At 42.0% G+C, this 26,050-nt stretch carries 23 protein-coding genes; 7 read left to right on the top strand and 16 right to left on the bottom strand.

Annotation, left to right across the window (positions count from 1 at the left end; translation table 11 throughout):
• Positions 1-45 precede the first annotated feature (45 nt).
• The 9 genes from B151_RS0102980 to B151_RS0102940 all read right to left on the bottom strand — a co-directional run bounded on the left by B151_RS0102980 (position 46) and on the right by B151_RS0102940 (position 7,671).
• The gene (locus tag B151_RS0102980) at positions 46-273 is read right to left on the bottom strand and encodes a hypothetical protein (protein WP_157470654.1); all 228 of its coding nucleotides are present in this window, start codon (positions 271-273) and stop codon (positions 46-48) included.
• Complete coding sequence (locus tag B151_RS0102975) at positions 270-839, bottom strand: hypothetical protein (protein ID WP_020402112.1); 570 nt, start codon at positions 837-839, stop codon at positions 270-272. The genes B151_RS0102980 and B151_RS0102975 overlap by 4 nt, the downstream gene beginning before the upstream one ends.
• 1 nt (position 840) lies before the next feature.
• On the bottom strand, positions 841-996 hold the full coding sequence (locus B151_RS20065; protein WP_020402111.1) for a hypothetical protein: 156 nt from the start codon (positions 994-996) through the stop codon (positions 841-843).
• Between the two features lies 1 nt (position 997).
• Positions 998-2,119 (bottom strand): BT4734/BF3469 family protein, encoded by a 1,122-nt coding sequence (locus B151_RS0102965; RefSeq protein ID WP_020402110.1) that lies wholly within the window; start codon positions 2,117-2,119, stop codon positions 998-1,000.
• 212 nt (positions 2,120-2,331) lie between these two features.
• Complete coding sequence (locus tag B151_RS17790; protein WP_020402109.1) at positions 2,332-3,486, bottom strand: AAA family ATPase; 1,155 nt, start codon at positions 3,484-3,486, stop codon at positions 2,332-2,334.
• 89 nt (positions 3,487-3,575) lie between these two features.
• On the bottom strand, positions 3,576-3,809 hold the full coding sequence (locus B151_RS17785) for a helix-turn-helix domain-containing protein (RefSeq protein WP_020402108.1): 234 nt from the start codon (positions 3,807-3,809) through the stop codon (positions 3,576-3,578).
• A 72-nt stretch (positions 3,810-3,881) separates the two neighbouring features.
• Entirely contained in the window at positions 3,882-4,877 is a 996-nt protein-coding gene (locus B151_RS0102950; protein WP_020402107.1) for a hypothetical protein, read from the bottom strand.
• 29 nt (positions 4,878-4,906) lie between these two features.
• The gene (locus B151_RS0102945) at positions 4,907-5,950 is read right to left on the bottom strand and encodes a site-specific integrase (RefSeq protein ID WP_020402106.1); all 1,044 of its coding nucleotides are present in this window, start codon (positions 5,948-5,950) and stop codon (positions 4,907-4,909) included.
• 224 nt (positions 5,951-6,174) lie between these two features.
• Positions 6,175-7,671, bottom strand: a complete 1,497-nt coding sequence (locus B151_RS0102940) for a phytoene desaturase family protein (protein ID WP_020402105.1) — start codon at positions 7,669-7,671, stop codon at positions 6,175-6,177.
• 503 nt (positions 7,672-8,174) lie between these two features.
• On the opposite strand from B151_RS0102940, the gene B151_RS0102935 reads away from it, so the two are divergent.
• The 3 genes from B151_RS0102935 to B151_RS0102925 are packed head-to-tail and all read left to right on the top strand — an operon-like array spanning position 8,175 to position 11,452.
• Positions 8,175-9,542, top strand: a complete 1,368-nt coding sequence (locus tag B151_RS0102935; RefSeq protein WP_020402104.1) for a glutamine synthetase family protein — start codon at positions 8,175-8,177, stop codon at positions 9,540-9,542.
• Between the two features lie 12 nt (positions 9,543-9,554).
• Positions 9,555-10,598, top strand: a complete 1,044-nt coding sequence (locus B151_RS0102930) for an aminoglycoside phosphotransferase/kinase family protein (protein WP_020402103.1) — start codon at positions 9,555-9,557, stop codon at positions 10,596-10,598.
• The gene (locus B151_RS0102925; RefSeq protein ID WP_020402102.1) at positions 10,598-11,452 is read left to right on the top strand and encodes an HAD-IIA family hydrolase; all 855 of its coding nucleotides are present in this window, start codon (positions 10,598-10,600) and stop codon (positions 11,450-11,452) included. The genes B151_RS0102930 and B151_RS0102925 overlap by 1 nt, the downstream gene beginning before the upstream one ends.
• 184 nt (positions 11,453-11,636) lie before the next feature.
• On the opposite strand, the gene B151_RS0102920 is transcribed toward B151_RS0102925, so the two are convergent.
• The 3 genes from B151_RS0102920 to purB all read right to left on the bottom strand — a co-directional run bounded on the left by B151_RS0102920 (position 11,637) and on the right by purB (position 14,910).
• Complete coding sequence (locus tag B151_RS0102920; protein ID WP_020402101.1) at positions 11,637-12,401, bottom strand: sensor histidine kinase; 765 nt, start codon at positions 12,399-12,401, stop codon at positions 11,637-11,639.
• Complete coding sequence (locus B151_RS0102915; protein ID WP_020402100.1) at positions 12,367-13,443, bottom strand: PAS domain-containing protein; 1,077 nt, start codon at positions 13,441-13,443, stop codon at positions 12,367-12,369. The genes B151_RS0102920 and B151_RS0102915 overlap by 35 nt, the downstream gene beginning before the upstream one ends.
• Positions 13,444-13,614: 171 nt before the next feature.
• Positions 13,615-14,910: an adenylosuccinate lyase gene (purB, locus tag B151_RS0102910; RefSeq protein WP_020402099.1), complete on the bottom strand. Its 1,296-nt coding sequence runs from the start codon at positions 14,908-14,910 to the stop codon at positions 13,615-13,617.
• Positions 14,911-15,200: 290 nt separating this feature from the next.
• On the opposite strand from purB, the gene B151_RS0102905 reads away from it, so the two are divergent.
• Positions 15,201-16,625: an ammonium transporter gene (locus B151_RS0102905; protein ID WP_020402098.1), complete on the top strand. Its 1,425-nt coding sequence runs from the start codon at positions 15,201-15,203 to the stop codon at positions 16,623-16,625.
• Between the two features lie 218 nt (positions 16,626-16,843).
• Here the strand turns inward: B151_RS0102905 and B151_RS0102900 are convergent, their stop codons facing one another.
• The 4 genes from B151_RS0102900 to B151_RS0102885 form a co-directional block, all read right to left on the bottom strand.
• Positions 16,844-18,328 carry a M48 family metalloprotease gene (locus B151_RS0102900; protein ID WP_211207807.1) on the bottom strand — a complete coding sequence of 495 codons (1,485 nt, stop codon included), beginning with the start codon at positions 18,326-18,328 and terminating at the stop codon, positions 16,844-16,846.
• Between the two features lie 82 nt (positions 18,329-18,410).
• Positions 18,411-19,442 carry a UDP-N-acetylmuramate dehydrogenase gene (gene murB, locus B151_RS0102895; RefSeq protein WP_020402096.1) on the bottom strand — a complete coding sequence of 344 codons (1,032 nt, stop codon included), beginning with the start codon at positions 19,440-19,442 and terminating at the stop codon, positions 18,411-18,413.
• The gene (locus B151_RS0102890; protein ID WP_020402095.1) at positions 19,435-20,826 is read right to left on the bottom strand and encodes a hemolysin family protein; all 1,392 of its coding nucleotides are present in this window, start codon (positions 20,824-20,826) and stop codon (positions 19,435-19,437) included. Before B151_RS0102890 ends, murB begins: the two co-directional genes overlap by 8 nt.
• Positions 20,827-20,957: 131 nt before the next feature.
• Positions 20,958-21,416 (bottom strand): single-stranded DNA-binding protein, encoded by a 459-nt coding sequence (locus B151_RS0102885; RefSeq protein WP_020402094.1) that lies wholly within the window; start codon positions 21,414-21,416, stop codon positions 20,958-20,960.
• A gap of 280 nt (positions 21,417-21,696) precedes the next feature.
• Here B151_RS0102885 and B151_RS19315 point away from each other — a divergent pair, with 280 nt between their 5' ends.
• Genes B151_RS19315 through B151_RS0102870 form a run of 3 tightly spaced genes read left to right on the top strand, consistent with a single transcriptional unit; the run spans position 21,697 to position 26,048 of the window.
• Positions 21,697-23,328, top strand: a complete 1,632-nt coding sequence (locus B151_RS19315; RefSeq protein WP_020402093.1) for a DUF1800 domain-containing protein — start codon at positions 21,697-21,699, stop codon at positions 23,326-23,328.
• A 21-nt stretch (positions 23,329-23,349) separates the two neighbouring features.
• Positions 23,350-24,987 (top strand): DUF1501 domain-containing protein, encoded by a 1,638-nt coding sequence (locus B151_RS17775; RefSeq protein WP_020402092.1) that lies wholly within the window; start codon positions 23,350-23,352, stop codon positions 24,985-24,987.
• Positions 24,984-26,048 carry a WG repeat-containing protein gene (locus B151_RS0102870; RefSeq protein ID WP_020402091.1) on the top strand — a complete coding sequence of 355 codons (1,065 nt, stop codon included), beginning with the start codon at positions 24,984-24,986 and terminating at the stop codon, positions 26,046-26,048. Before B151_RS17775 ends, B151_RS0102870 begins: the two co-directional genes overlap by 4 nt.
• The last annotated feature ends 2 nt before the right edge of the window (positions 26,049-26,050 follow it).

Here is a 26,050-nt window from a genome sequence, read left to right as displayed (position 1 = left end):
GTATCGATATGAATATCTGTTTTCTTTCTTTCCCCCGGGGGGTATCTATCTGTTTTCATTGTCTTTGGGCTCCTTTCTGTTAGCTACTTCGCTCAAGTGCAAGAAGAAAAGCGCCATCACAATTCCAATTGCTATGAATGCTACTGCCTGCCATAGGTAAACCTGTTGCGTGTCGATTGTACTCATTACTATCATCACCCCGGCAGCCGTGAAGGATAGACAGGAAAGCGATACAATTATAAATGTGTAGATGTTGTTTAAAATGTCTTTCATGATTCCATCCATTTTGTAATTACTTCCATCACATTGTTGGGAAACTCTTTGTTCTTCAGCATGGAAACAGATTTTATTTCACATCTAAAATCAAATTCATTTTCCATCACATAAACCAAAGTTAGATCTGTATGGATATTCACTAAGTCTGTAAACTTTTCAGGCAGTTCCCTATAATCTGCAATCTGGATATACGCTTTTGCGTGGTGCCCTTTTGTTTCATTCCAATACCTTCGATAATCATCGTAATTGGTGAAGTCGGCACCTTGGCAGCTTCCTGAAGTAATTAAACCCGCGGCATTGAGCATTTTTACTGGTTCGATAATTCTTTCGTCTATAATGGCCATATCAATTCCGGTTTCTTTTAGGTATTCATTTTGCAACTTTTCCAATGTTATAAACTCCTGGTCAAGACGTTTGGAAATTGATTTTATCTCATCCCTGTGTTGATCTACGTCCTGCTTTGCCAGCTCGTTTTTGCGGTCATAGAGTATTTCGCAAAGGCTCGTTTGTCGCTTCACTTTCTGGAATAACTTATCCGCGTTATTTTCTATCATTTCTTTCATGTTATTTCTGTTTTAATTTTAGTTCGTTACTATCAAAATCAGGTCGCCAATGGTCAGGCTTATTCACTTTCTGAATACGTTTCCTGCGCTTCTTTTTTCGCTTACCGTACAGCAGTTCTGCGATCTCATTTCCGTCAATATCATTGTGTTTATTCATGTCAGTTCAATTGTATTTGTGATTCAAGTTCAGCTCCAAAGATTTCCACAATATCATTTACTATCGGGTCGCGCTGCATTAATACTTCCAAGTCCGTGTCGATCTCATCCCAATCCTCTGGATATCCTCTCTCATCAAAGATTTCGCCCGTAAATGGGTTATATCCGTGGGGTGCTGGATTTCGGCTTTCATATTTAGCCGTAGAACGCTTATCGTCTTTAGGTGAAGGGCTTACCATGCTTCTATTGTGCCCGTTCGGTTCGGGTGTTCTGGGTGATTGCAGTCCGGTATTAAAACCACTGGTCAACGTCTTATTGATCTCACTCTCTTTCAGTCCGGTTGAACGTGCTGCATCAAATAGCAAATCTTTCACGGTATGTTCTTCTAACACTCCCCCGGCAACTAAGGAGCCCAAGGCAGCAGCACTTTTGAATAACTGATTATTTCGATCTCCTTCAGGTGCATTTGACAGGATACTGATCTCATCTTCGAGAGCTTTTTTACCATAGTTTAAAGTACCGTCAGGGGTGTTCACGTTCACTTTGCTATGTGAAATGAACGGTGAACACTTATTATCAATGGGCAATCGGTCGTATATCTTAAAACTATCCTTCACTATCGCGCCGGGGTCGTAACTATAAAACCGTGCATCATTAGGATTTTTACCCTTGCTGCTATCCAGGATAATACCACGGCTTGCAAAATCTTTGATAAGCTGCTCAAAATGTTCTGCCTGTCTTTCTGGATGCTTCACCTTAACAAGTGCCCAAACTCCTTTACCGCCCGTACTCAATGCTGAAAAAGCTACATACACAATCTTTGCAATCTCATCCCGTAAAGCTTTGGCGTCTTTGATATGTGGATTATCTTTACCGTCAACGTCTAAGGATATCCATCCCGTCCGGGTGGTTACATTCTCCAATTTTCTACCACCTTCACATATCGCACCAACGGTTATCAATGGAAGTGATTTTTTCAGATCATCCCGTCCGGTGCTTCTATACTGTTCAACTTGTTTGGCATAGCGTGAACCCTCTTTACATACCTTCAGCCATTGAGCCAATGGAATGGATTTTGGGTCAGCTTGGAAGCTCTGGAATATGGATACTTTCTCATCAAACATGGTGAACTCCTTTAGTACTGTGGTGGTCGTACTGTGTTGGGCACGCCTTATACATAGGCGTGCACACAGTAACACAGTGGTGTGTTAATAGGTGTGTTAACACAGTAACACAGTTAAAAATCCTTGTTTGTAGCGTTTTGAATAGGGGTGTCATGTTTTTGTCAGGTGTGTTACCCCCACTTAACACAGTACCCCCTAACACAGTTACTTTTTTACTCATCATTACCCCCCATCGGATGGATGGAATAGTATGCTTTTGGGCTTCTATCCCGTCCATGTTTTTTAATGAAATTGTTATTCAGATAGTGGGTAAAAAATTGCCGTGCTTTTGTTTCTCCGATATACTCTTCAACATCGGTAACGGCTTCAATAATTTGTGATGATACATCTGAATAAGACGGACGGTCAGATATATTCCGGGCAATCTTTTGTAAAATTTGGGTGTGTTTATACTCATCCAGTTCGGACGGGACGCACTTCTTGGAATTGGTATCACTTTTCGGCTGCCAGCCTTCCACAATTTCAGGCAATCCAATTTCATTTACACGGAATGCGAACGGCTCAAAGGCTTTATTTCGCGAATACTCAACCTCAACCTTGGATACTTCAGCATCTTTTTCCACGGTAACGGAAACGGTCGTTTCAGCTTTATTTATAAGCTCCGTTCCAATGTGTCCCCGCGCGTTAAAATCTCCCTTGTTCTGGTGTAGAACGGTTACGATATGTATCTGCTTCTCTTCAGTCCACTTAAGCAGCTTATTAGCCAAATTTGTGGCTTCACCTTCATCATTTATAGATGTTACGATATCCCGGACGCCATCAATAACTAACAGACCTAAATCCGGTGTGGAATTGATGATCTCTTCGATAATGATATTACGCTCCTCGGTTGAAAATTTCCTGAGCGCGTACACTTCAAAATTAGGCGGTTGCGGCTTTCCAGTCAGTCGCGTAACACGTTGGGCAACTTTGATAACATGGTACTCGCCTTGTTCGGTATCCACGAAAACAACTTTATCTTTTCCGGGGGGCAATAATCCTTCAAAAAAAGAATCTTCGTTTTTAAACCCTAAACATGCAGCAAGCACAAGTGCCATTAAGAAGGTTTTACGGCTTTTTGCCTTACCTATCACTAAAGAGAAGTTCCCAAGCGTACCAAATATTTCACCACCAATTTTTAAGGCTGTTTCAGGTGGTGGCAGCTCCCTTGTATAGTCAATCCGTGCAAGCTCTTTCAGTGAAGGTTTCCCACCAATCGGGGTAACATCGGAAAAGTCGTCTGTATCCCTTTGCCGGAATGCTTTATACCTTTCCTCTAATGGAACCGGCTTAAATTGCCCGTTTGATATTTGCTCTGTTTTCTGCATGTGCTTTTCCTTTGAAGTGCAATAGAAAAACAAGAATCGTATATTGATACGTGCTTTTCCTGCCTTGGAGTTCGTTGCTCCAGGGCTTTTTATTGCGCTACATATTTTGCGGCTTCCTGGTCAAGCTCGCGGTTGGTTTTAACACGTCCAGCCTTTAGGTATTCGATCAAATCTTCGGGCAAAAAGTATAGACGCTTTCCGGTCGGTTTGTAATGTGGAATTTCCCCCCGGCTTGTAAGTTTATACAGATGGGATTTTGACAGGTCGAGAAACTCGGCTGCCTCTTCAACATTAAGGGGTTTTTGATAAGCTTTCGTAGTCATAATCTTTCTGTTTTTTGTTAATTGTTGACAGAAAGATCAGCATGTAATTAACGGCGGGTAAGGATTTATTAATTAATCCCCAATTAAAATAAATTCTCCCCCATATTGCACTATTGCGGGAAACTCATTTTCGTGCATGTATTTACCCCACTTATTATTTAGAAAGCCCCTCACAAATTTATTAAAATCGTTCTGATCCTGAATCCATTGATCGCCGTTTTCATCCGTAGATTGATAAGCAGGTTTAGTCATTAAGTGCCCCGCAAGTTCGTACGTGCTAAATGGCATTTCAGTTTTATTTTTAGAAATAGTAAAAAGGTATTTATTAATATCTTGGGCAAACTGTTTTTCAGATATACCGCATTTACTAATTAGGCTTTTTCGACCTCTTCGGGATTTATTGACGGTGCTATCAATGAAATTTACTAATGCTTTTTGGATATAAAAGTCAGGCCAAAAACGACTATCTCGCGGGAAAACGTTTTCAATTGAAACCATTTTACCAAGACGATCAAATACTATTTTCAAATCTACTGCCGCCACGGCGTAAACCTTTTTGCTATCTTTATCTAAACCCCGGTCAAAGGCTGTGAAAAACTCATTTATAAATTCAGTCTGATAGTTAGATAGCCTGAGCCGAAATTCTAAATATTCATCTTCAGAGATCACCCGGCTGCCATTCAGGTGGTTGGCTATTTCTGCAATCCACCTAAAAGCTCCAGATGAACCGTCAAGAGCGCTATTGATTTCATCCAGCCATTCATTATAGTAAATTCCAGCAAGTTTTTGATTTTGTAAATTTATAAGCATAGCTGAAGCGTGCAAAGAGTATAGATAAGCCTCGACCGTTCTATCCCAATAGCTTTCTCTGTAAAGCCTAAACGTCCATAGGTATTCAAAATAATCTTCGTCATTGTCGTATGGTTCTGCAAGTTTTTGATTTTCGTTCTCTAAAAAATCATACGCACTTTTATTGATCTGTTTTAGATATTCCGTGTTTTCCCGGCCAAAGCTTTTTTTGGTTACAACATTTTTCAGCCAGTTTTGTATTTCCAAGGGTGTTATCATAATAGAACCTTCATGCGTTATTCCTGTTTTTAATCCAGCACGTCAATTGCTGATTTTTTATCGGTATCTCTCAAGTGTAAATATTTTTGTGTGTGCTCAATGGAAGCGTGCCCTAACAACTTACTCACTGTAAAGATGTTCACCCCTTTATTAAGCAACCGCGTTGCGAATGTGTGGCGTGACATATGGAAATGAATATGCTTTCCCAACTCGGCTTTCTTTGCCCACTTAGGCAGCCAATATTCCACCTTGCTGGGTGAAATATCGAACACATATTCAGATACCCTATGCTTAACATTTAGTAGTTTTTCGGCTCGTTTACTGATAGGAATATAAATCAGGTCATTTGTTTTCTTCATGTTGATGGAAATTTGCTTATAAGCCTTTCCATTATCCCGGACGTCCTCGATATCACTCCATTTCAACCGTTGCACGTCCGAAAGTCTTAACCCCGTATAGCATGAAAAGAGAAAAGCCCGTTTCACCTCAATATTACTGATATCAGTTCCCCAAAGTTTATTCAGTTCCTCATCATTCAGGTATTCGATCTTTGGTTCATCCTTTGGAATGTTTTCTACCTCATCCATCGGATTTTTTTTCAGGTGCCCTTTCTTCACTGCTTTATTAATAACCGATTGCAGCACTAAAAAATACGTCCGGGCTGTGCTTTGCTTCACTTCATCCAGCAGATAGTCTTTAAATCCCTTTATCCACTTTTCGTCAACACCACGGAATGAAATATCATCTTTGCCAAATTCCCGAACATGAAATAAAACCGTGCTAACATTCCGGTTCCCTTTCTTCTCAAACTCATCTGCGATAATCTGCATAAAATCAGTAAAGAGTAGATCATCATCCTTTTTGTCAAAATCGTAGGTTTCATTAAAGATCTGCAACTCCCTTTTTGCTTTGATAGCCTTCGCCTTATCCCGTATCTCTTCATCCTTATTCTTATCACCTGTTAAATGCCCGATCTTCAGGAACTCATAATTCCGTTTCCCTTTGTGATAGATATCTAAGTACAAAGACTTTTTGCCCGATTTTAAATCCTTTTCTCTGATTTTGATTCCCATAATACACTACTATTCAAGTGAAAATTGGCTGTGATTGTTACTATTGAGTCGAGTAACAAAACCAAAAAAGTTTAAGTGAATGAAACTCTATTCGTATAAACTTGGCTTACATCGACCGTCTAAAAGTAACAATATAGTAACAAAAGTAACAGAAAAAAGAGAAAAGAAAGGAAAGTAACAAGACTAAAACCGCCTTTTAAGCACGTATAAGCAAGGAAAAGCAACTAAGAGTTAACAACTCTGTAATATACGTTGATTCCACTCAAAGTTACGCCGGGAATTCCTTGCCCGGGATACGTCGTATCTCCACAAAGATACAAACCTTTGAACGGAGTTTCGCTTGGTGTCCATTTTAGCAAGCTTCGTGCCATAGTTTGGGGAATTCCCCCCACTCTGCCCTTTTTTCGGTACACCCAGTTTTCCCAGGTAATGGGAGTGGCTGTGTGGATCACTTCAATTTGTGCGTCAGAAAATCCGGGCAGCTTTTCTTGCAGAGTCTCAACGATAAAATCCTGAACCTGTTGTTTGGCCGTTTCATATTGGCCGTTCAACGAATACCACCGTTCGGGATCAGCGTGCGTTGAGATATTAAGTGTGCGTTTTCCGGCTTTGGCTCGTAAGGTATCTCCCTTTTTCGACATAGACACAAATACTGAATCAGAATCTGTAAATGGAACGGTTTTTCCCTCTTTTAAGTGAATTTGATGGTGCAGAGGCAAATCTTCGGGATAAGTGTCATTAGTGGCAATGCCCAAGGTTATAGCCCCCCAGGCCGACTCATATTCAGCGCTTTCTTTTTGAAAATATGATCTCATTTCCCCGGAAGTCACTTCTTTCATATTCCAAACCGGGATATTTGAAATTACAATGGGCGCCCGGTATGCAAAGGATTCTTTTCTTTTATTTCGGGTGTGAACTGTGAACTGCCCCTTATCTTTTGTGATCATTTCAACGCCTTCTTTAGTATGCAGTGCACCTCCTCTTTTTTGAATGAAAGCCCTGATTGTGTTTACCATCTCAAGCAACCCACCGGGTACGTAGAAATTGGAATAGTTGGTGTACGTCAATCCTGCAGCACCAAATAGAAAGGGTGTATCATCAGCTTTCGATTGGGCAGTGATCATAAGCTGTTCATTCACGAAACGGCGGAATTTTGGGGCATCAATTCCATATTCTTGCATTACCTCGCGAACCGATTTCAACGCATATTTAAGCACCCATACATCCAGGGGGTTATTATTGATGGCCAGCGATCCCCATTCTGAAATTTTTTGTGGTGGGAAAAAAGGATTTCTTAGCGAGACCTTCCAGACCAAATCCGATACGTTAAAAGCTTCTTCCCAGAAAGTACGCTGTCCGGTTTCATTTCCAAAAACGCGAATACATTCCTGAATCCATTGCTCCCGGTCTTTGTACCGGGTGATCTGTTCCCCATCCAGCCAAACCGACATGCTTGGAGTAATCTCTTCCCTGGGAATTTGAATACCGGTTTCTTGCTCCAGCTTCCATAGCGGTTGATTCTCGTTAAATCCTATCAGCGTCGTGGCACCCGATTCGAACACAAATCCCTTCCTGAAATAAGAAGACGAACACCCTCCTGGCGCATGCGCTTTCTCAAGTATCAGGACTTTGTAGCCATCTTTAGCCAACATGGCTCCCGCGCTCATTCCCCCCATACCGGAACCGACAATAATTACGTCATAGTCTGTATTGATATCCATGCCCGACTAACATATACACCCATCAAATTTGTTCCATAAAAACAAAAAATCATTCACCTTCTAATACCACCCAAAACTCCATCTGACCGATTGCCGGTCTGATGGATGGCTAAGGCTTTGTTACACGAATTCCTACCATCGGTCAGACGGCTTTGAGCCGTCTGACCGATATGTGATGTGGTGAATTCAACCCTGACAAATATTTTTGTAGCGTAACTCCATAGTCGCAAGCAGTTGCCCAATTTTCGGGTTAACTATTTTCCTTTAAAAACTTCAGGGCAAAATTTTCTATTCATAGTGACCTTTGTTTTCTTACTCATATTTTACAAGCACGTTTGAATCCAAAACGATACGCAATTCTATATCTGTTTAAAATATTCCTCCCCTCAGCACATAGCACATAGCACATAGCACATAGCACATAGCACATAGCACATTCTACATTTTCCATTCAAAAAAGTCGCGGGGTTTAGTTAGTTTTATGGCTCAATCATTTTCAAAGCATGGCACAGACAAATACATCACAGGAAATCATAGAAGCAATTAAAGCTTCCCCTTCTACAAAAATAAAATTGGCCGTTACTGATATTGATGGGATCCTGCGGGGCAAGATCATCTCAAAAGAAAAATTTCTTAAAGCCATAGATAGGAATGTTGGTTTTTGTGATGTGGTTTTTGGCTGGGATGCTAACGATATGGTATACAACAATTCTAAAGTAACAGGCTGGCATACCGGCTTTCCGGATGCAACAGCCTCTATTGATCTCTCAACATCACGAGAAATTCCCTGGAATGATAATACTCCTCTTTTCCTGGCCGACTTTCACCGGGATGAGAACATGTCGAATGTTTGTCCGCGCACATTATTGAAAAGAGTTTCTGAAGAAGCCTTAAATCTCGGTTTCAAACCAAAATTCGCCAATGAATTTGAATGGTTTAATTTTCGGGAAACTCCGGATTCTCTAAATGAAAAAGGAGGAATCAACCCAACCCCCCTCACTCCGGGCATGTTTGGATATTCCATTCTGAGATCATCCCAGAACCAAGCCTATTTTGATGATCTCTTCAATTTGTTAAAGAAATTTGAAGTCCCGCTGGAAGGCCTGCACACCGAGACCGGAAACGGAGTTTATGAAGCGGCCATTGCCTATACCGATATTTTAGAAGCTGCTGACCGGGCTGTGCTTTTTAAAACAGGTGTAAAGGAAATTGCTTCCCGTCATGAGATCATGGCAAGTTTCATGGCCAAGTGGAATGTAAATTTACCGGGATGCAGTGGCCATATCCACCAAAGCCTATGGGATGAGAAGGAAGAAAAAAATCTGTTTTTTGATGATAGTCGTGATCATTCCATTAGTACGATCATGGAGCAATATATAGCAGGACAGCTTCATTGCTTGCCTCATATTTTACCCATGTATGCTCCTACAGTAAACAGTTATAAACGCATGGTTGCTGGTTCATGGGCAGCTACTTCTGTAAGCTGGGGAGTTGAAAACCGAACCACAGCTCTTCGGGTTATTAACCAAACTGTGGATGCCATGCGATTGGAAAACCGTGTACCGGGTGCTGATACCAATCCATATCTGTCTATGGCTGCAAGTTTAGCTTCGGGCTTGTATGGGATCAAAAACGAACTTTCACTGGATATTGAAGCTACTTCCGGAAATGAGTATGATCATAAGGATCATCAAAAACTTCCTGCAACACTGGCTGAAGCAACCGAAAAAATGAAACATTCGGATCTGGCACCCAAATTATTTGGCCAGACTTTTACTGACCATTTCAGCCGAACAAGAGAGTGGGAATGGGAGCAGTTTTCAAACGCTGTTACCGATTGGGAAATAAAACGCTACTTTGAAATTATCTAAGAAAAAGGATGTATGTCATTTATTGATTTTAATGAAATTGTAAAGGAAGCGTGGCGTGCATACGATCCCACCCGAACCATTATCACCATTACAGATATCAGTGCCAAGGTATCTACCAACCATGTTTATCGGGTTACTTTCAAGGACGGTAACATCATCATAGCCAAACTGTCTTACTTTGGAAAGTTTGAGCATTTTGTAGAAGATCATACCATCATCAATTCCCTTTCCAATAACCTTCCCGATCCATTTGAAAACTTTCTTGCCCGGTCACTGATCAAAGAAAATTCACTGTTTGTCCACCGGCATAAAGATGAGGTTATAGATGCCTGGGTGGTTTTTTACCGGCCTATCAAGATCAAACGCAAGCCGGCAAAACGACAATCGGAAGAGCAGATCAAGAAGCTTGGAAAAGAGTTTGCCAAATTTCATAAAGCCTGCCACACTATCCGAAATACCCTTCCCGGATCCTCCAAGACCATGGAAGTAGATATACGCCATCTGCTCGATACTCTTGATACAGAATTAGGCCAACATGAGTACCGCATGCATGAAGATCAGATCCGAAAACATTGCGATCTCTTTTTTACGAACGTAGAGAAACTTGGAGCCCAAAAACTGGATACCATCCCGGTTTTTGTGGACTGGAATATTGGAAACTTCTCGGTCACCCCGCAATACCAGTTATTTTCCCGGTGGGACTATGATTGGTTTCGTATCAGTAACCGAATGATCGATTTTTACTTCTTCGCACGCATTGTTTCGGATGTAGGTGACCGAACCGTATTCAGCTACGATGCAGACCCGATGATGGAAGACCGATTCATCACCTTCCTGAAAGCATATCACAAGGTCTTTCCACTCACTGAAACAGAGATACGTTTTCTACAGGAATCCTATCGTTTTTTTATTCTGAACTATGTGGTAAAGTATGGCAAGTATTTCTTTCATGATATTTTTGCCACAAAACTTCAGCGTGAAGCCTATGAACGCTACCTTCCCCAGCTTGACCAAAAATTTGACCCAGAACCTCTACTCAAAGCCTTAGACCTGTAATGCATATACGAGTCCCCTCTTTTCGAGAAATAGCCAAGCAGTTTAAAGTCATATTCCTGGATTCTTATGGTGTTCTTAAGAACCATAAAGGACTTATAGACGGAGTTTCCGATACCATTCAGTTTCTTCGGGAGGAAGGAATTGAGCTTCGGGTGCTGACCAACGATGCCTCAAGAAGCCAGCAACAGCAATCGGAAGTATTTGACCGGCTGGGTTTGAAGAACCTGAAAGTGGATGAGATCATAACGTCAGGAATGCTCGCGAAACAGTTTCTTTCACACAAAATTAAAAGCGGAAAAATTGCTTATCTAGGAACCGAAAATTCAGCCGAATATATCCTTCAATCCGGGTTGGAGCATATAGCCGTTCGTGATATTGACCTGGAAAACCTGGATGAAATTTCTGCTTTTGTATTCCTGGATGACGAAGGATTCGACTGGAATACGGATATTGATACCACGGTCAATTTCCTGCGAAGGAAAACTGTGCCGGTGATCGTTGCCAACTCAGATAAATACTATCCGGTCAATAAAAACGACGTATCCGTAGCAACAGGTGGTATAGCCAAACTGTGCGAAAGCATGCTCAACAAAAAATTCATTCATTTCGGAAAACCTGACACCCAGATGTTTAACTATGCTTTTGAACATATCAATCATGATGCGTTCAAATACACCAAAGACGACATCCTTATGGTTGGCGACACTTTGAGTACCGATATACTTGGTGGGAATAAATTTGGGCTGAAAACCATGCTGGTCCTTACCGGAAACACCCGCTCCGATAATGCCGACCTCTGGATCAACTCTTCCGGAATTATCCCGGATTACATCTGCAATTCAATTTTGGCTTAAGGCAGAAATTTAGAAAACAGGCACATCGCCATCTCGCAGCTCAGCCATAAAGGAACAGTTACCTGGGTAAGTCCGAGCCGGGTGATGGAGATGGGCCACGGGCTATATCGTTCCCAAAATTTATACCCTTCAAAATAAAGATTACAATATTCAACCGATAAGAATAGGTTAAAACTCTTAAGGATCAGATAAAAGATGCAGAGGCTCCTTTCAACCCTAAATTTCGTTCAAAGGTAAGAGTTGTTTGGAATCCGTCAGGGATGTTTTTCATCTCCAATTCAGCTTCTAACTGACTGCTTAATATACGGATCAAAGTGAGGCCAAAGGATCTCATTTCACTGAAATCAATATTTCCGGGGATGCCTGTTCCATTGTCGCGTACAGTTAAGAAGATATACGAATCCCTGTTTTTTAATTTTACCTTGATTTCCGGATTTTTCTGGCCTTTAAAAGCATGATTCATGGAATTGATGATCAATTCATTCAGTATAAGTCCTACAGGTACAGCCTGATTAATGTTCAACTTCACATCATCAATTTCGAGAAGAACCTTAGGTAGGAATTTACTTTCAGTTTGAGTGGAGATAATAGAATCCACCAATTTTTGAGCATACTCTTTAAAAGGAATGGTCGAAAATGTCTCCTGCTGGTACAGCAGCTCATGAACATTGGCCATGGCTTTAATCCTCAGCTGGCTGTTTCTGATGAACTCTTCAATGTCCTCCTTCTCATCTTGATACAAATTCAATTCAAGCAAAGCAGAAATGACCGCCATATTATTTTTTACACGGTGATGAACCTCCGAGAGTAAAACTTTCTTTTCCTTAAGAGACTTTATCAGTTTTTTGTCCTTCTTTTTTCGCTCCGTAATATCTTCCTGAATAGCAATGTATCCGATATTTCTGCCTTCATCATCAATAATAGGATTGCTTGAAAAGCTGACATTCAATAGTTCCCCCCTGCTTTGTCTTATTAACAAATTCTCCGGTCATCTCTTTGCCGCTCGTGATCGTTTTCCAAAATTTTTGATAATGATCATCGCTTTGTTTTCCTGACTTTAAAATACGGGGCGTACTGCCCTTTACTTCATCTAAAGAATAGCCGTACACTTTTGTAAAACTGGGATTTACATATTCAATATTACCCTCCCTGTCAGTAATAAACACAACATTTGACGAACGTTCGATACCCAATTTGAACTTTTTTAGTTCCCTCTCATAAGTCAGCCTGTCTGTGATATCATGTACAATTGAATACAAGAACATATTTCCATCAAACCGAACCAAGCCACTGTAAACCTCAACGTCTCTGATCTGCCCATCTGCTAACCGGTGCTTAAAATGGAAAGAGTTTTTTTCCTCTTTTCGAGCCTTTTCCATTTCTTCTGCAACCTGCCTGGCCGACAATATGTTGATCTCACTTATCTTCTTTCTCAGAATTTGTCTCTTGGTCCATCCATAAAATCTCAAAGCTGCGGGATTCGCATCTTTAATTAACCCCGTTTCCATATCTATGAGCAACATAACGTTGTGGCTTCGGGTAAAAATGGTGCGATAGCGCTCTTCACTCTCTTTCAGCTTTATGTTAGCATAGTAACGCTGACTGATATCCTGAATCATTCCAATTCCGGTCTTTTTGCCATCTTCATGTAATGGATGAAATTCCACCCGAATAGCGATGAGGCGGTGGGATGTAACCGTCATATATTCCCCTTCATAAACCCCAACCACTCCGCCTAATGCTTCATAAATAGCTTCTCGAATATTTTTATCCGGAAGCTGAGTGAGGTCTTTTCCAATCAGCTGTTCACGGGTTGAACCTACAATTTCTACAAACCGGTCATTGCAAGTAGTAATAACCCCCTGTTCGTTATAATAGATGATCCCGATCGGGGCCTTTTCAAAGATATACTTATAGGTATGATTATCATGAACAGATAATCCATTTTTCTTTATTTCGGAATCTGAATTAAAATCAGATACACTATTCATTTCTTCCGGCCTCAAATTTTAACGAACTCTTTGTTGGAGAACATTTTCTGTCCTTGCAAAGAGTATTAAGTTTTTTTTAAGATTCTATGAATCTCCGGAAAAAATGATCTCCTAATTATTTCGGGGGAATCGTGGTCAATTTTGTAGCTCACCAGCATAAACCTGTTAAAATCACTCCAAACCAACACGCTGGAAAATCCGATCCACATTTCGGGTATGATGATTGAGGTCAAAGGCTTCATTGATCTCTTCCTGAGTGAGCGCTTCTTTGATGGTCTCATCCGCCTCAACAATAGGCCTGAACAGCGTTTGTTCTTCCCAGGATTTCATTGCTAAAGGTTGAACGGTATCGTAAGCCTGTTCGCGAGGCATGCCTTTGTCGATCAATTTGTGCAGCAGTCTTTGGGAGAAAACCAATCCCTGAGTTTTCCAGATATTGGCTTCCATATTATCCTCAAATACCACCAGATTTTCGATCACCCCTGCAAACCGGTTCAACATATAATCCAATAAGGTAGTGGCATCCGGCAAAATGATTCGCTCCGCTGAAGAATGTGAAATATCGCGTTCATGCCACAATGGAATATTTTCGTAAGCAGTAACCATATAACCGCGCAATACACGAGCACATCCGGAAATATTTTCTGAACTCACCGGATTTCGTTTATGCGGCATGGAAGATGATCCCTTTTGCCCTTTTCTGAACGCCTCTTCAGCTTCCCGTAATTCACTACGCTGAAGGTGACGAACTTCCACCGCGATCTTTTCAAGGGTTGAACCGATAAGTGCCAGCGTGGATAAATAATAGGCATGCCGGTCGCGTTGTAAGGTTTGGGTTGAAATAGGCGCCGGACTAAGCCCCAATTTTTCACACGTATATTCTTCAACTTCCGGTGGAATGTTTGCGAATGTTCCAACAGAACCAGACAATTTCCCAAATTCAACGTCTGCTGCTGCTTTTTTGAAACGCTTGAGGTTTCGGTTCATCTCAGCATACCAAAGAGCGCATTTCAGCCCAAAAGTCGTCGGTTCGGCGTGAATTCCGTGCGTACGCCCCATCATAACCGTGAACTTATGCTTTTTTGCCTTTTCACCCAGTACTTCAATAATCCGCTCAATTCCTTCCAGCAGAATTGCATTCGCTTTTTTGAGCCGGACCCCCCATGCAGTATCCACTACATCGGTGGAGGTCAATCCATAGTGCACCCATTTTTTTTCATCGCCTAATGTTTCGGAAACCGACCGGGTAAATGCTACTACATCATGGCGGGTTTGAGCTTCAATTTCTTTGATCCGGGTGACATCAAATCCCGCTTTTTCGTAGAGCTTATCTACGTCTTCCATAGGTATTTTACCCAATTTGGCCCATGCCCAGCAGGCAGCAAGTTCTACATCTAACCAAGCTTGAAATTGTTGTTCATCGGTCCACAAATCCGACATTTCTTTGCGGGAATAGCGAGCAATCATGCGATCTTTTTTTCGAATTAAAAATTACGACCCAAAGATAAAGCTTTTCTTTTTCAGGTTTAAGGAAGATTTCTCCTAAAAAAATGAAAGGGCTTTTTTAATTGGTTTGGGTCAATGTAATCGCTTCCATAATAATAATTATCAAATAACACACATTTCATATTTTAATAATGTTATTGTCAATTTTTGGCTTAATATTTTTATATTATTATTAATTAAGCCTAATTATTTTACCATAATTAAAAAATAGTTAGCAATTCACTCACTCAATTTCAATCAATCCATTAAATATGAAGCTACGCTACGGAATAATACTTACCGCCATACTACTTGTACTTCCTGATTCGGCTTTGGCAATTTCAGACATGACCTATGCCGCTAATAACGCCATCGAACTAACGGAGAAAACTACCTTCCAGGCTTATGGAAATGAATACTCTACCCTTGAAGAGTTCAAGGCATCCACTGATTACATCAAGTTTGTTATTGATAACCTGTGGATCCTGATTGCCGCCTTTATGGTACTGATGATGCATCTTGGTTTTGCTACAGTAGAAAGTGGCCTTACGCAAGCTAAAAATGCTGTAAATGTGATCTATAAAAATGTTTTTGTTTTGACGATCGGAATCATTCTTTATGCATTCATAGGATTTCAGATCATGTATCCCGGTGATTTTAATGGCTTCTTTGGTTTTGGAGGTTTTGGGATCGGATTCGACCCTTCTGATCCAATAGGAATGCTCACTCCTGCTTACGGTTTGGATATGACCATTTGGGCCGATTTCATTTTCCAGGCTATGTTTGCTGCAACAGCCGCTACCATTGTTTCCGGTTGCGTTACGGGACGTATAAAACTTTCCTCTTTTATGCTTTTCGGGGTTTTATTGCTTGCTTTTGCTTATCCCGTAACCGGAAGCTGGCATTGGGGAGGCGGCTGGTTAGCCGACCTCGGTTTTTATGACTTTGCGGGTTCTACCCTGGTCCATGCAGTAGGTGGTTTCGCCGGACTTGCGTGTGTGCTTTTACTTGGACCTCGCACCGGAAAATATAAGAATGGAGAGATTCATGGAGTTCCGGCTCATAATATCCCTTTAGCCACCGTAGGGGTATTTATCCTTTTTCTTGGCTGGTTCGGTTTTAATGGGGGTTCCGTACTCAGTGCAGACCCGGAAACTGTTTCTTACGTGTTTGTGACTACAGCTTTAGCCGCTTGCGCCGGAGCGCTTTCTTCGATGATCACAACCCAAATGGTTATGAAAACACTGGATGCTCCTATGGCTCTTAATGGTATTCTCGCCGGACTTGTTGGTATCACAGCCGGAGCTGATGTTGTTTCACTCACCGATGCCGTATTGATCGGTGCTATTGCTGGTGCAATTGTTGTACTGTCCATTCTCATGTTCGATAAATTGAGGATTGACGATCCGGTTGGAGCAATCTCAGTTCACGGAGTATGCGGTGTTTGGGGAACCCTTGCAGTAGGAATCTTTTCAACAGAACACAGCTTTTTAATTCAGTTGTTGGGCACCGTTTCCGTTGCAACTTTTACCTTTCTATTCTCTCTGTTGGTATTTGGAGCAATAAAGGCTTTTATGGGTGTTCGTGTTTCTAAAGAAGTAGAATCCGACGGATTGGATATCTCCGAACACGGAAACCACGCATATCCAGAATTTTCACCTTTTAAAACATCGGAATTGGGTGCTTTTGCCGATTAAGTCTTCAGAAGCAGTGCTTGATTCATCCTGGCCCGGCAGAAATGATGAAAGCCGGGTGTGGATGAAATCTTAATCCTCATTTAAATCGTTGCAAACTTTCGGAATATGATGGCCTTAGGCAAGGTATTTTATAATTCCCTTTATTAAGTCTTTCACCAAACTAAATTGATGCTGAGGCTCTTAATAAAAAAAGAACAATGTGAAAAATCGGCTTTTATTTATTGAACAGGCATCTTCAGCTTCGTTCCCTTTTCTATTTCCTGATCCAGTTCTACCTGGTTTAGGATAGCCACATCTATAGGCTGAATTTCCATCGGAAGCTCATTCGGAAGGAAAGATGAAAAGGGAGCCGATCGTGAAGTGGTGATCAACTCTAACCGGACCGGTTTTATATTCAGAATATTAGAGTCTGTCAGTTGGGCAAAACTCTGAGGGAGCTTACTGAAGCGTTCTTCATACTCGGGATACTGCTCTGCAAGGGTATAATTCAAAAAACGATAAATATTCCCCTGATATGCAAGGGCTGTGATTTGTATCCGAAGTTCAGAACTGTCTTGAGTGAACGCTTTTGCTACCCCCTGATAGCCACTCATGCCATTATTGGAATAATTAACTTGCTTAATTGGCGTAATCCCATCCTGACCCAAGAAGGCACGAACTGAACTTTGTGGAGAGTCATTTTCTGTGTCGATAGTAAATTGACTGATGGCATTCTGATCATCATTGACCAAAATAACGGCTGAAGGCTGATTGATCACCTCAAATCCATCGGGAACCATAAACTGGAATTTCAGGTCTGGATGATAAAATAAGCCGTTCCTTACAAAGCCTTCCCTTGGGTTTTTTCCATATATGATGTTCTCAATCATTCCCAGGTATTCATCTTTGTCAATGATGGTTTGTTCATAGCCTTTTTCTGCCCATTCCTGTGCCATTTTAGGAATATTTTTTTCACGCTCACCGGGATCAGGGTGACTTGAAAGCAATGTAGGAATTCCTCCACCGTGCTGTTCGGAAATCCGTTTCAAGGATGTGAAAAAATCAGCCCCTTCGGCTGCCACATATCCTTCCATCGCAGAATACTCAACACCAAGAGCATCCGACTCCCTTTCGTCATCGCGGCCGTATTTCAGGAATAGAAGCTGTGCGGTCTGACTGCTTAACTGGAGAATATTGCCGGGATCATATCCCAGAGATTGTCCCAATACCGCTCCGCCAATAATAGCAACCTGACCTATTTGCTGTTCTACTGCACGCTGAGAAGCATGGCGTGCCGCCACGTGTCCAATTTCGTGTCCCAATACAACAGCAAGCTGAGCTTCATTATTCAAATGTCCTAATAAGCCCCTTGTCACATATACATATCCTCCAGGTAAAGCAAAAGCATTGACCACTTCACTGTTTAAAACACGAAATGTAAATTCAGTGTCCCGAAACTTTTGCGGTGTATCCTCTCTTCTGAGATGACTCTCTTCCAGCAGGTCTTGCCCGATTTGGGAAACATACTCCGATAATTCCTCATTCTCATACAACCCGTATTGGGCAATGATCTCTCCGTCAGCCTGCGCTCCGATCTTTTCTTCTTCTTCCCAACTGTATCCAAAGGCCCGCTTATTACCGGAAACCGGATTGATCTCAAGTGAAACGCAGCCATTTAATATCACGGCTACAATTATAATGGGCAAAAAATAGTATGTGCGCATATTCTTCATGATGATAAACCTATATCAATTGATTAGCTGTAAATGGTAACAATAATTCGTGAACTTTGTTTCAGGATTCGTGCTATCCCACCACATTCACTTCCGGTGCAAGTTCAACCCCGAATTTTTCCTTCACCGATTTCCGAATATCCTGAGCCAGATTCCAGATCTCTGCTCCGCCCGCATTTCCGTAGTTAACAATGACCAAAGCTTGCATTGTATGCACACCAGCATCGCCAATTCTTTTGCCTTTCCATCCGCACTCATCAATGAGCCAGGCAGCGGGCACTTTTACCTCCTCACCGGCCGGATAATGCGGAATCTGGGGATATTTTTTCTGAAGAGCTTCAAATGCTTTCCCGGTTATCACCGGGTTCTTAAAGAAACTTCCCGTATTTCCGATCTTGGATGGATCCGGCAATTTACTCTGCCGAATTTCTATAACGGTATCGCTTACCTCCTTGATGGTGGGTTTAGCAATGCCTTTTTCCATCAAAGCATCCGACAATGCCCGATACGAAGTATTGACCTTGGGATGTTTCTGCAGCTCCAATACAATGGAAGTGATCACAAACCGGCCTTTTAATTCTCTCTTGAAAACACTTTCTCTGTATCCGAATTGACAGGCTTCTTTGGTAAATACCTTTCGTTTACCGGTTGTGATCTCGATTGCTTCAAGGCTCACGAATACCTCTTCCAGTTCAACCCCGTAGGCACCGATATTCTGAATGGGGGCAGCACCGACCGATCCGGGTATCAATGATAAATTCTCAATACCACCCCAATTGTTACTTACACAATGCATCACTAAATCGTGCCAGTTCTCCCCGGCCCCGATCTTTAATTGTATATGATCTTCAGTTTCGTTCTGAATTTCCCGCCCTTTAATTTCATTAAGCAAGACCAAACCTTCATAATCATCTATAAAAAGAACATTACTACCACCTCCCAAAACATACACAGGGATCTTTTCTGCATGAACAAACTGTAACACTTTACGGAGATCCTCCACGGAGAGAACCCGGGCAAAATAGCGGGCTTTTGCAGATACTCCCATTGTATTAAAGTCAGAAAGATCTACATGTTCACGGATCAAATGGGAATAATCATTCATTCTCTTCTACTGAAGGCTCTTCTTTTTTGGGATGTTCTACTTTCACTCTCACTTTTCGGATCCGGTTATTCTTTACGGAGTGAACCGTAAGCTCCAGGTTCTTATATTTGATACGCTCTCCAACCATTGGCAAACTCTCTGTTTGGTGATAGATCAGTCCACCCAGGGTCTCAAATTCGTCATTCTCTCCGGTGATGTCAGTTTCAAGGATCTCTTCCATGTCATCGAGATCAATCTTGGCATCAAAAATATAGATACCACTCTTGAATCGGGTATAAAGTGTTTCTTCTTCCCCGGAATCGTCGGTAATGTCTCCCACGATCTCTTCCAGAATATCGTCCATAGTAACAATTCCTTCCGTACCTCCATACTCATCAACTACAATAGCGATATGTGTTTTCTCTTGTTGAAAATCACGGAGCAGGTCATCAAGTTTTTTGGTTGCCGGGATGAATAAGGCTTTACGAGAAACAGTCTTCCAATTAAAGGAAGGCTCTTGCAGATCATTATTTAAATATGGAAGCACATCTTTAGCATATAACACCCCTACAATATTATCGAGGTCATTTTCATACAAAGGCATTCTTGATAGTCCATTTTCACGGATCTTCTTCAGCACATCCGGCAGGGAATCATCCAGAGAAACGGCCACGATATTAACACGGGAAGTCATGATCTCCCGTACAGCAATGTCACCAAAACCAATCACATTCTCTATGATCTCTCGCTCGTCTTCTTTTATGGATCCCTCTTGTTCCCCCACTTCCGCCATCGTTCGGATGTCTTCGGAGGTCATTTTACTGGGAGGTTTTGGAAGATATCGTTCAAGGCTGATAGTGCTGTCTGCGATCAGTTTTGCAAAAGGCTTCATCAAAATAAACAACGTGTAGATAAAGGCACTGTTTCTTCGGGAAACTTTCATCGGGTTATTTATGGCAATTATCTTCGGTGTGATCTCGCTCAGGATGAGAATCATAAATGTGAGAACAATCACTTCTACCGTAAAAACAATTACTTCAGAAAGCCCGTAGGCCTCTACAATATCACCTGTAATCACAGCGGCGAGCACAGACGCAACTATATTTGCAAAGGTATTACCGATAAGGATCGTAGCCAGTAGGCGCCGGGGTTTTTCCAGCATCTTGATAATACGGTCGTCAGCAGAACCGGCTGACTGATCCTGCTTAAGGTCTTCCATTCGGGTAGAAAGAGAGAAAAGAGCTACTTCAGATCCCGAAAATATGGCTGAAAAGCCTAACCCGAGTAACAAAAACAAAAGTTGCAGACCCAAAGCCCAAGGATCTAATCCAAGTACCTCAGGATGTTCTGTTACGCTAAGCAAACTGTCTTGTACCAAACTGAAAGGATCGTCGGGAATATCCAATTACGATTGAGATTTATTGAACGTGAATGTTCTTGTTGAATGGCAAAATAAAAGATTTTGTGAAAAGGTGGATATAAAAAACGGCACAGCTAAAAACTGCACCGTTTTCTAATTTTTTTGAATAGATGTCTTTAGAATGGAAGATCATCATCCATGTCATCGAAGTTGCTGTCCAGCTCAACATTACTGCTCATAGGTTGACTGTTTCCCTGGTTTTGTGCTTGTGAAGGGGATTGATTTCCGCCTTGTCCGCCGCCACCCTGGCTATCCAACATGATCATACGTAATGCTTTGATCTCTGTCGTATACCGCTTTTGACCATCTTTATCTTCCCACTGGCGGGTTTGAATAGGCCCTTCGATGTAGACTTTTGATCCTTTGTTCAAATACTGCTGGCATACTTCAGCAGTTCGGCCCCAGGCAACCACACGATGCCATTCCGTGCGTTCCTGCCATTCTCCATTACTGTCTTTATACCGTTCGCCCGTGGCAATACTTAGTGTGGCTACGGCTGTATTATTTTGTGTGTATCGTACCTCCGGATCTTGGCCTAAATTTCCAATGATCATTGCTTTATTCAGTGAACTCATAACGTATCCTGTGTTTTTTTGCTGTTTCTTTACAATGTAAGAGTAACTTCAGAACAATTCCTTACAAAAAAATTTCAAAAACTTTCAAATCATTAAGTCTTTACTTAATGATTAAAAATTAAAAACATGTCTTAAAACATCACTTCTAAGCCAAAATTAATATACCTGCACCGGGGAACTTGCTTACCTGAAGATACTATAAACATACGTTGAATTTTGTAACAAACTTCACCCCTGAGCCCTCTTGAGTAAAAGGAAGAGACAAAATTAATGAAGGCATATGTTTAATGAACCGGTCAAAGAGGACTCATCAGAGACCTTAACAGATAATCCAACAACTGTACGCAAAAGAGCCGGATTGGAAACCTATAGCGGCACCTGGACAAAAGCTCAAGCTGCCCATCTAATTCGAAGAACCCATCTTGGGTTGAAGGTCAATGACCTTAATTATGTGCGTAGTTTTAATGGCGCCGTTGATGCAGTAGGTACGCTCGTTCAGAATGCGCTAAATAAGCCACTGCCCGATGACCCTCAATGGTACAGCCAGGGCAATTCGGGAGATGTATTGGATGTGTATGATATTCAATTCCGATGGATGGACATGATGTACAACAGCGGACTTCAACAGCGAATGCAATTATTTTGGAGTAACCATTTTGCCGTTTCCTACAGTAACATGAATGCACTTCCAGAAAAGGCAGGCAACAGCTATGCCAGCCATATGTATAAATATTGGAAACTGTTATTCGAATTTGGCTTTGGTGATTTCAAGACATTGGTGAAAGCTGTTAGTAAAAATTCTGCGATGTTGTATTACCTCAATAATTATAATAACCCTGTGGGGCAACCAAATGAGGATTTTGCGCGGGAGTTGATGGAGCTTTTTACTTTGGGTACCGCAGACAAAGACGGCAACCCTAATTACACTGAAAATGATGTCTCAGAAGTAGCAAGGGCTGTCACGGGCTGGCGGGTAAACGATGCTTCCCTTTCCGGTTATTTTGATGAAAACCGTTTCGATAACAGTAGCAAGACCATTTTCGGACAATCAAGTAATTTTGATCTGGACGGAGTAATCGATCTCATTTTCAGTTTGAAGGAACAGGAAGTAGCTTACTTTATTTGCAAGAAGATCTACGTCTTTTTTGTTTCTGCAACTCCCAATGAAACTATCATCACCGAACTTGCTGATCACTGCGTCAGTCAAAATTTTAATATTGCAGAGGTACTGAAAAAGCTCCTTGGCAGTGCACATTTTTATGAAGAACAGTTTTATGGCAGCCGGATCAAAAGCCCTACCGAGATCTTCATCAGTTATTTACGGGAGCTTGAAATAACTCCCACATCCGGTCTGAAAGAATTTATTCGTCTGCGTATGCAGGAACTTAATGAAGAACTGCTTCGCCCTGAAACTGTGTTCGGCTGGGCCGGCTACAATCCTCCCTATTCAGATGGCACACCCGGACATTACGCCTGGCTTAACACTAATTTACTGCCTTCCCGTTGGGACAACCTTACTGATATAATTTATGGAAGCAACGGCTCCGGCAATCGGTTCAACCCAATACGTTTAGCAGAGAAAATCTCCGATCCTTCCAATCCATTTACGCTGGCTGAAGATCTGGCTGAGCATTTATTAGCACCTCCTTTAGATACGGTGGGTGTTCGTACCGTTGAAGAAGATTTTGCAGGAAACCCGGCACTTCATCCCGCTGAGCGAATCCCTGATTTTGATTCTTTCCCGGCTTATAAGATCAATCTCACCAAGATACTACTGGGGCCCATTCCATGGTATGAATTCACTGCAAATTCCGATCAGGATGGCAACTTGTATTACCAGGAACACTTCGCGGAAAGCATCCGCCAATACATTACCTATCTGCAGCAACTTCCAGCTTACCAGCTCATTTAATTTCAAAAATCGCCTAAACGAATGTGTAAAAAAGACCTCAAAAATCCCGGATTATCACATACCCGCAAAGGTGCAAGCCTGGATGACAAAGAAGCGCACCAACATGATCACCAATGCTGGAGCCGACGCAGTTTCCTGAGTACACTTGGGTTTGGAGCCATCGGTTCTTCAATGCTCTTGGGCGGTATGCCAATAAGTACATTTGCCCGCTCCAAGTTTTTCAACCGACTTTCCCGGGCAGATAACGATCGCGTTCTCATACTTATTCAGCTTAGTGGCGGAAATGATGGATTGAATACCATTATACCTGTAGAAAATGATATCTATTATCAAAAAAGGCCTACCATCGGCATTGCCAAACAAGATTCTATTTTACTGAGTGATAATATTGGAATGCACCCGGCTATGAGCAGCCTTCAGTCTTTTTGGGGTGAAGGCAATATGGCTGTGATCAATAATGTTGGTTACGCTGATACCAACCGTTCCCATGCCCGAGCCACAGACATATGGACAACCGGAAGTGGTAGCAACAACATCGAAAACACCGGTTGGGCCGGACGATTTCTGGTAGAAGACAATCCTGACTTCATTGCCAATCCCCCCGAATTTCCATTAGGTGTACGTATCGGAGGTTCCGCTACACTATTTCAAAGTGAGTTCGGAAATTTAGGGGTCACTTTTGGAGGAGCAGGCCAGTTTACTCAATTTTTGGAGCAGGGTGGTTTTTACGATGAGAACAACGTACCTCAGAACGATTTTGGCCAGTCACTGTCCTTTGCCCGAAAAATAGCGAACTCCTCTTTCAAGTATCTTGAATCCATTCAGGATGCAGCGGATAATGCCACCAACATCGGGGATTATCCAAATTCGTCTCTCGCACAAAGCCTTTCTGTAGTAGCCCGGCTCATTCGCGGTGGACTTCAAACCAAACTTTTTCTGGTCTCAAAAGGCGGGTTTGATACGCACAATAACCAAGGAGGAACAGAAGGAGGTCATGCCAATTTACTCGCTGATATCGCTGATTCAGTACAAGCTTTTTATGCAGACCTGGAAAGCGACAATTTGCACAACAGAGCTTTGACGATGACCTTTTCAGAATTCGGCCGTACGCTGGATGAGAATTCCTCCAATGGTACCGACCATGGTTCTTCAGCTCCAGTGATGGTTTTTGGACCGGTGAACGGCGGACTCTATGGAAATCACTCTAACCTGACCAACCTTGACAATTCCGGAGATCCTGTTTTTAGTACCGACTATCGATCTGTGTACACTTCCATTCTGGATGATTGGTTTGGATTGGGAGATGAGGAAACAGGTTCAGTAATTGATGGGAATTTTGAAAAGCTGGGTTTTGTAAATGCGATGGCGACAAGCACGGAAACTGCCTCTGCTCCGCAAACCTTCATGCTGGATCAGAATTATCCCAACCCCTTTAATCCCACTACTTCCATTTCATTCTCTCTGGTGCATGATTCTGATGTAAAACTCAGCATTTTTACCATTAACGGGAAATTGATCCGGACGTTAATCAATGAACGGAAAGCAGCCGGTGAGTACAATGTTACCTTTGATGCCCGCGGGTTATCAAGCGGAACGTATCTCTACAAACTGGAAACCCCTACCGGCACCAAAACCAAAAAAATGACGCTGATAAAATGACTTATTCAAGAAAACAAGAACTCAAACCGAGGATACTCTCCCTTTTACTATTTACCCTTTTTGTCTTGGTTCTGATGACCGGATGTGATGTAGTTAACTCTATCACCGGGAAGGATGATGACAACGATAAAGCAACTGCCATACACCCTGTTCTTCTGAATGGCAGCTGGGGATTCATTTCGAGCTCTGGGAATATCATCATGAATCCCCAGTTTGATCTGGCAAGGGATGTTTCTGATGGTATGGCTGCCGTCCGTAAACAAACGCTGTGGGGATATGTGCAGGTGGAACCGACAGGAACAATGATCGAGCCACAATTTATCAGTGCAGGTGATTTTGAAGATGGATTGGCTCCGGTCCAACTTCCGGGACAGTCTTATGGTTTTATAGACCGAGCCGGAAATTATGTTATTGAAGCACAATTCGATTTTGCTCAGCCCCTTTCTGAAGGAAAAGCAGCTGTACGGTTGGATGGCTTATGGGGCTACATTAACGCAGATGGTACATTTTTGGTAGAGCCAACCTACAGTGATGCCCGTCCGTTTTCAGATGGACTTGCCGCCGTAGAAACTTTTGAGGGCTGGATCTATATCGACGAAAACGGGAACGAAAGTATTAACCCTACATTTAAGATCTCGACGGCCGGTGAGTTTGTGGACGGCCTTGCTCCCATTGAAACTTCCGATGGCTGGGGTTTTATCAATAAATCCGGTAATCCTGTCATCACCCCAAAATATCAGGAAACCGGTCGTTTTTCCCAGGGACTGGCTTGGTTTCGGGATGGAGAGTATATCGGTTTCATAAATAAGGATGAAAAGATCGTTATAGATGCTCAGTTTGCCGAAGTAAAACCATTCTCTGAAGATATGGCGGCTGTACGTTTAAGTAATGATTGGTTCTACATTAAGAAAGGAAGCGGACTTGTTTCCATCACCACTCCTTTTGAAAATGCGGAAAGTTTTTCCAACGGCATTGCCCGCGTTCAGCTTGGAACCGATGATAACATCCGATATGGATATATCAACAAAAAAGGCGAATACATTTGGTACCCAACTCAATAAAT

The sequence above is a fragment of the Gracilimonas tropica DSM 19535 genome, from assembly GCF_000375425.1.
Taxonomy (GTDB): Bacteria; Bacteroidota; Rhodothermia; order Balneolales; family Balneolaceae; genus Gracilimonas; species Gracilimonas tropica.
The sequence above is the reverse complement of the archived record's forward strand: the minus strand, read 5'-3'. Positions and strand labels throughout refer to the sequence as shown.

What these genes read in the sequence shown, in the direction of transcription:
- B151_RS0102980 (WP_157470654.1), bottom strand. Translation starts at nt 273, where the DNA reads ATGAAAGACATTTTAAACAACATCTACACATTTATAATTGTATCGCTT.
- B151_RS0102975 (WP_020402112.1), bottom strand. Translation starts at nt 839, where the DNA reads ATGAAAGAAATGATAGAAAATAACGCGGATAAGTTATTCCAGAAAGTG.
- B151_RS20065 (WP_020402111.1), bottom strand. Translation starts at nt 996, where the DNA reads ATGAATAAACACAATGATATTGACGGAAATGAGATCGCAGAACTGCTG.
- B151_RS0102965 (WP_020402110.1), bottom strand. Translation starts at nt 2,119, where the DNA reads ATGTTTGATGAGAAAGTATCCATATTCCAGAGCTTCCAAGCTGACCCA.
- B151_RS17790 (WP_020402109.1), bottom strand. Translation starts at nt 3,486, where the DNA reads ATGCAGAAAACAGAGCAAATATCAAACGGGCAATTTAAGCCGGTTCCA.
- B151_RS17785 (WP_020402108.1), bottom strand. Translation starts at nt 3,809, where the DNA reads ATGACTACGAAAGCTTATCAAAAACCCCTTAATGTTGAAGAGGCAGCC.
- B151_RS0102950 (WP_020402107.1), bottom strand. Translation starts at nt 4,877, where the DNA reads ATGATAACACCCTTGGAAATACAAAACTGGCTGAAAAATGTTGTAACC.
- B151_RS0102945 (WP_020402106.1), bottom strand. Translation starts at nt 5,950, where the DNA reads ATGGGAATCAAAATCAGAGAAAAGGATTTAAAATCGGGCAAAAAGTCT.
- B151_RS0102940 (WP_020402105.1), bottom strand. Translation starts at nt 7,671, where the DNA reads ATGGATATCAATACAGACTATGACGTAATTATTGTCGGTTCCGGTATG.
- B151_RS0102935 (WP_020402104.1), top strand. Translation starts at nt 8,175, where the DNA reads ATGGCACAGACAAATACATCACAGGAAATCATAGAAGCAATTAAAGCT.
- B151_RS0102930 (WP_020402103.1), top strand. Translation starts at nt 9,555, where the DNA reads ATGTCATTTATTGATTTTAATGAAATTGTAAAGGAAGCGTGGCGTGCA.
- B151_RS0102925 (WP_020402102.1), top strand. Translation starts at nt 10,598, where the DNA reads ATGCATATACGAGTCCCCTCTTTTCGAGAAATAGCCAAGCAGTTTAAA.
- B151_RS0102915 (WP_020402100.1), bottom strand. Translation starts at nt 13,443, where the DNA reads ATGAATAGTGTATCTGATTTTAATTCAGATTCCGAAATAAAGAAAAAT.
- purB (WP_020402099.1), bottom strand. Translation starts at nt 14,910, where the DNA reads ATGATTGCTCGCTATTCCCGCAAAGAAATGTCGGATTTGTGGACCGAT.
- B151_RS0102905 (WP_020402098.1), top strand. Translation starts at nt 15,201, where the DNA reads ATGAAGCTACGCTACGGAATAATACTTACCGCCATACTACTTGTACTT.
- B151_RS0102900 (WP_211207807.1), bottom strand. Translation starts at nt 18,328, where the DNA reads ATGCGCACATACTATTTTTTGCCCATTATAATTGTAGCCGTGATATTA.
- murB (WP_020402096.1), bottom strand. Translation starts at nt 19,442, where the DNA reads ATGAATGATTATTCCCATTTGATCCGTGAACATGTAGATCTTTCTGAC.
- B151_RS0102885 (WP_020402094.1), bottom strand. Translation starts at nt 21,416, where the DNA reads ATGAGTTCACTGAATAAAGCAATGATCATTGGAAATTTAGGCCAAGAT.
- B151_RS19315 (WP_020402093.1), top strand. Translation starts at nt 21,697, where the DNA reads ATGTTTAATGAACCGGTCAAAGAGGACTCATCAGAGACCTTAACAGAT.
- B151_RS17775 (WP_020402092.1), top strand. Translation starts at nt 23,350, where the DNA reads ATGTGTAAAAAAGACCTCAAAAATCCCGGATTATCACATACCCGCAAA.
- B151_RS0102870 (WP_020402091.1), top strand. Translation starts at nt 24,984, where the DNA reads ATGACTTATTCAAGAAAACAAGAACTCAAACCGAGGATACTCTCCCTT.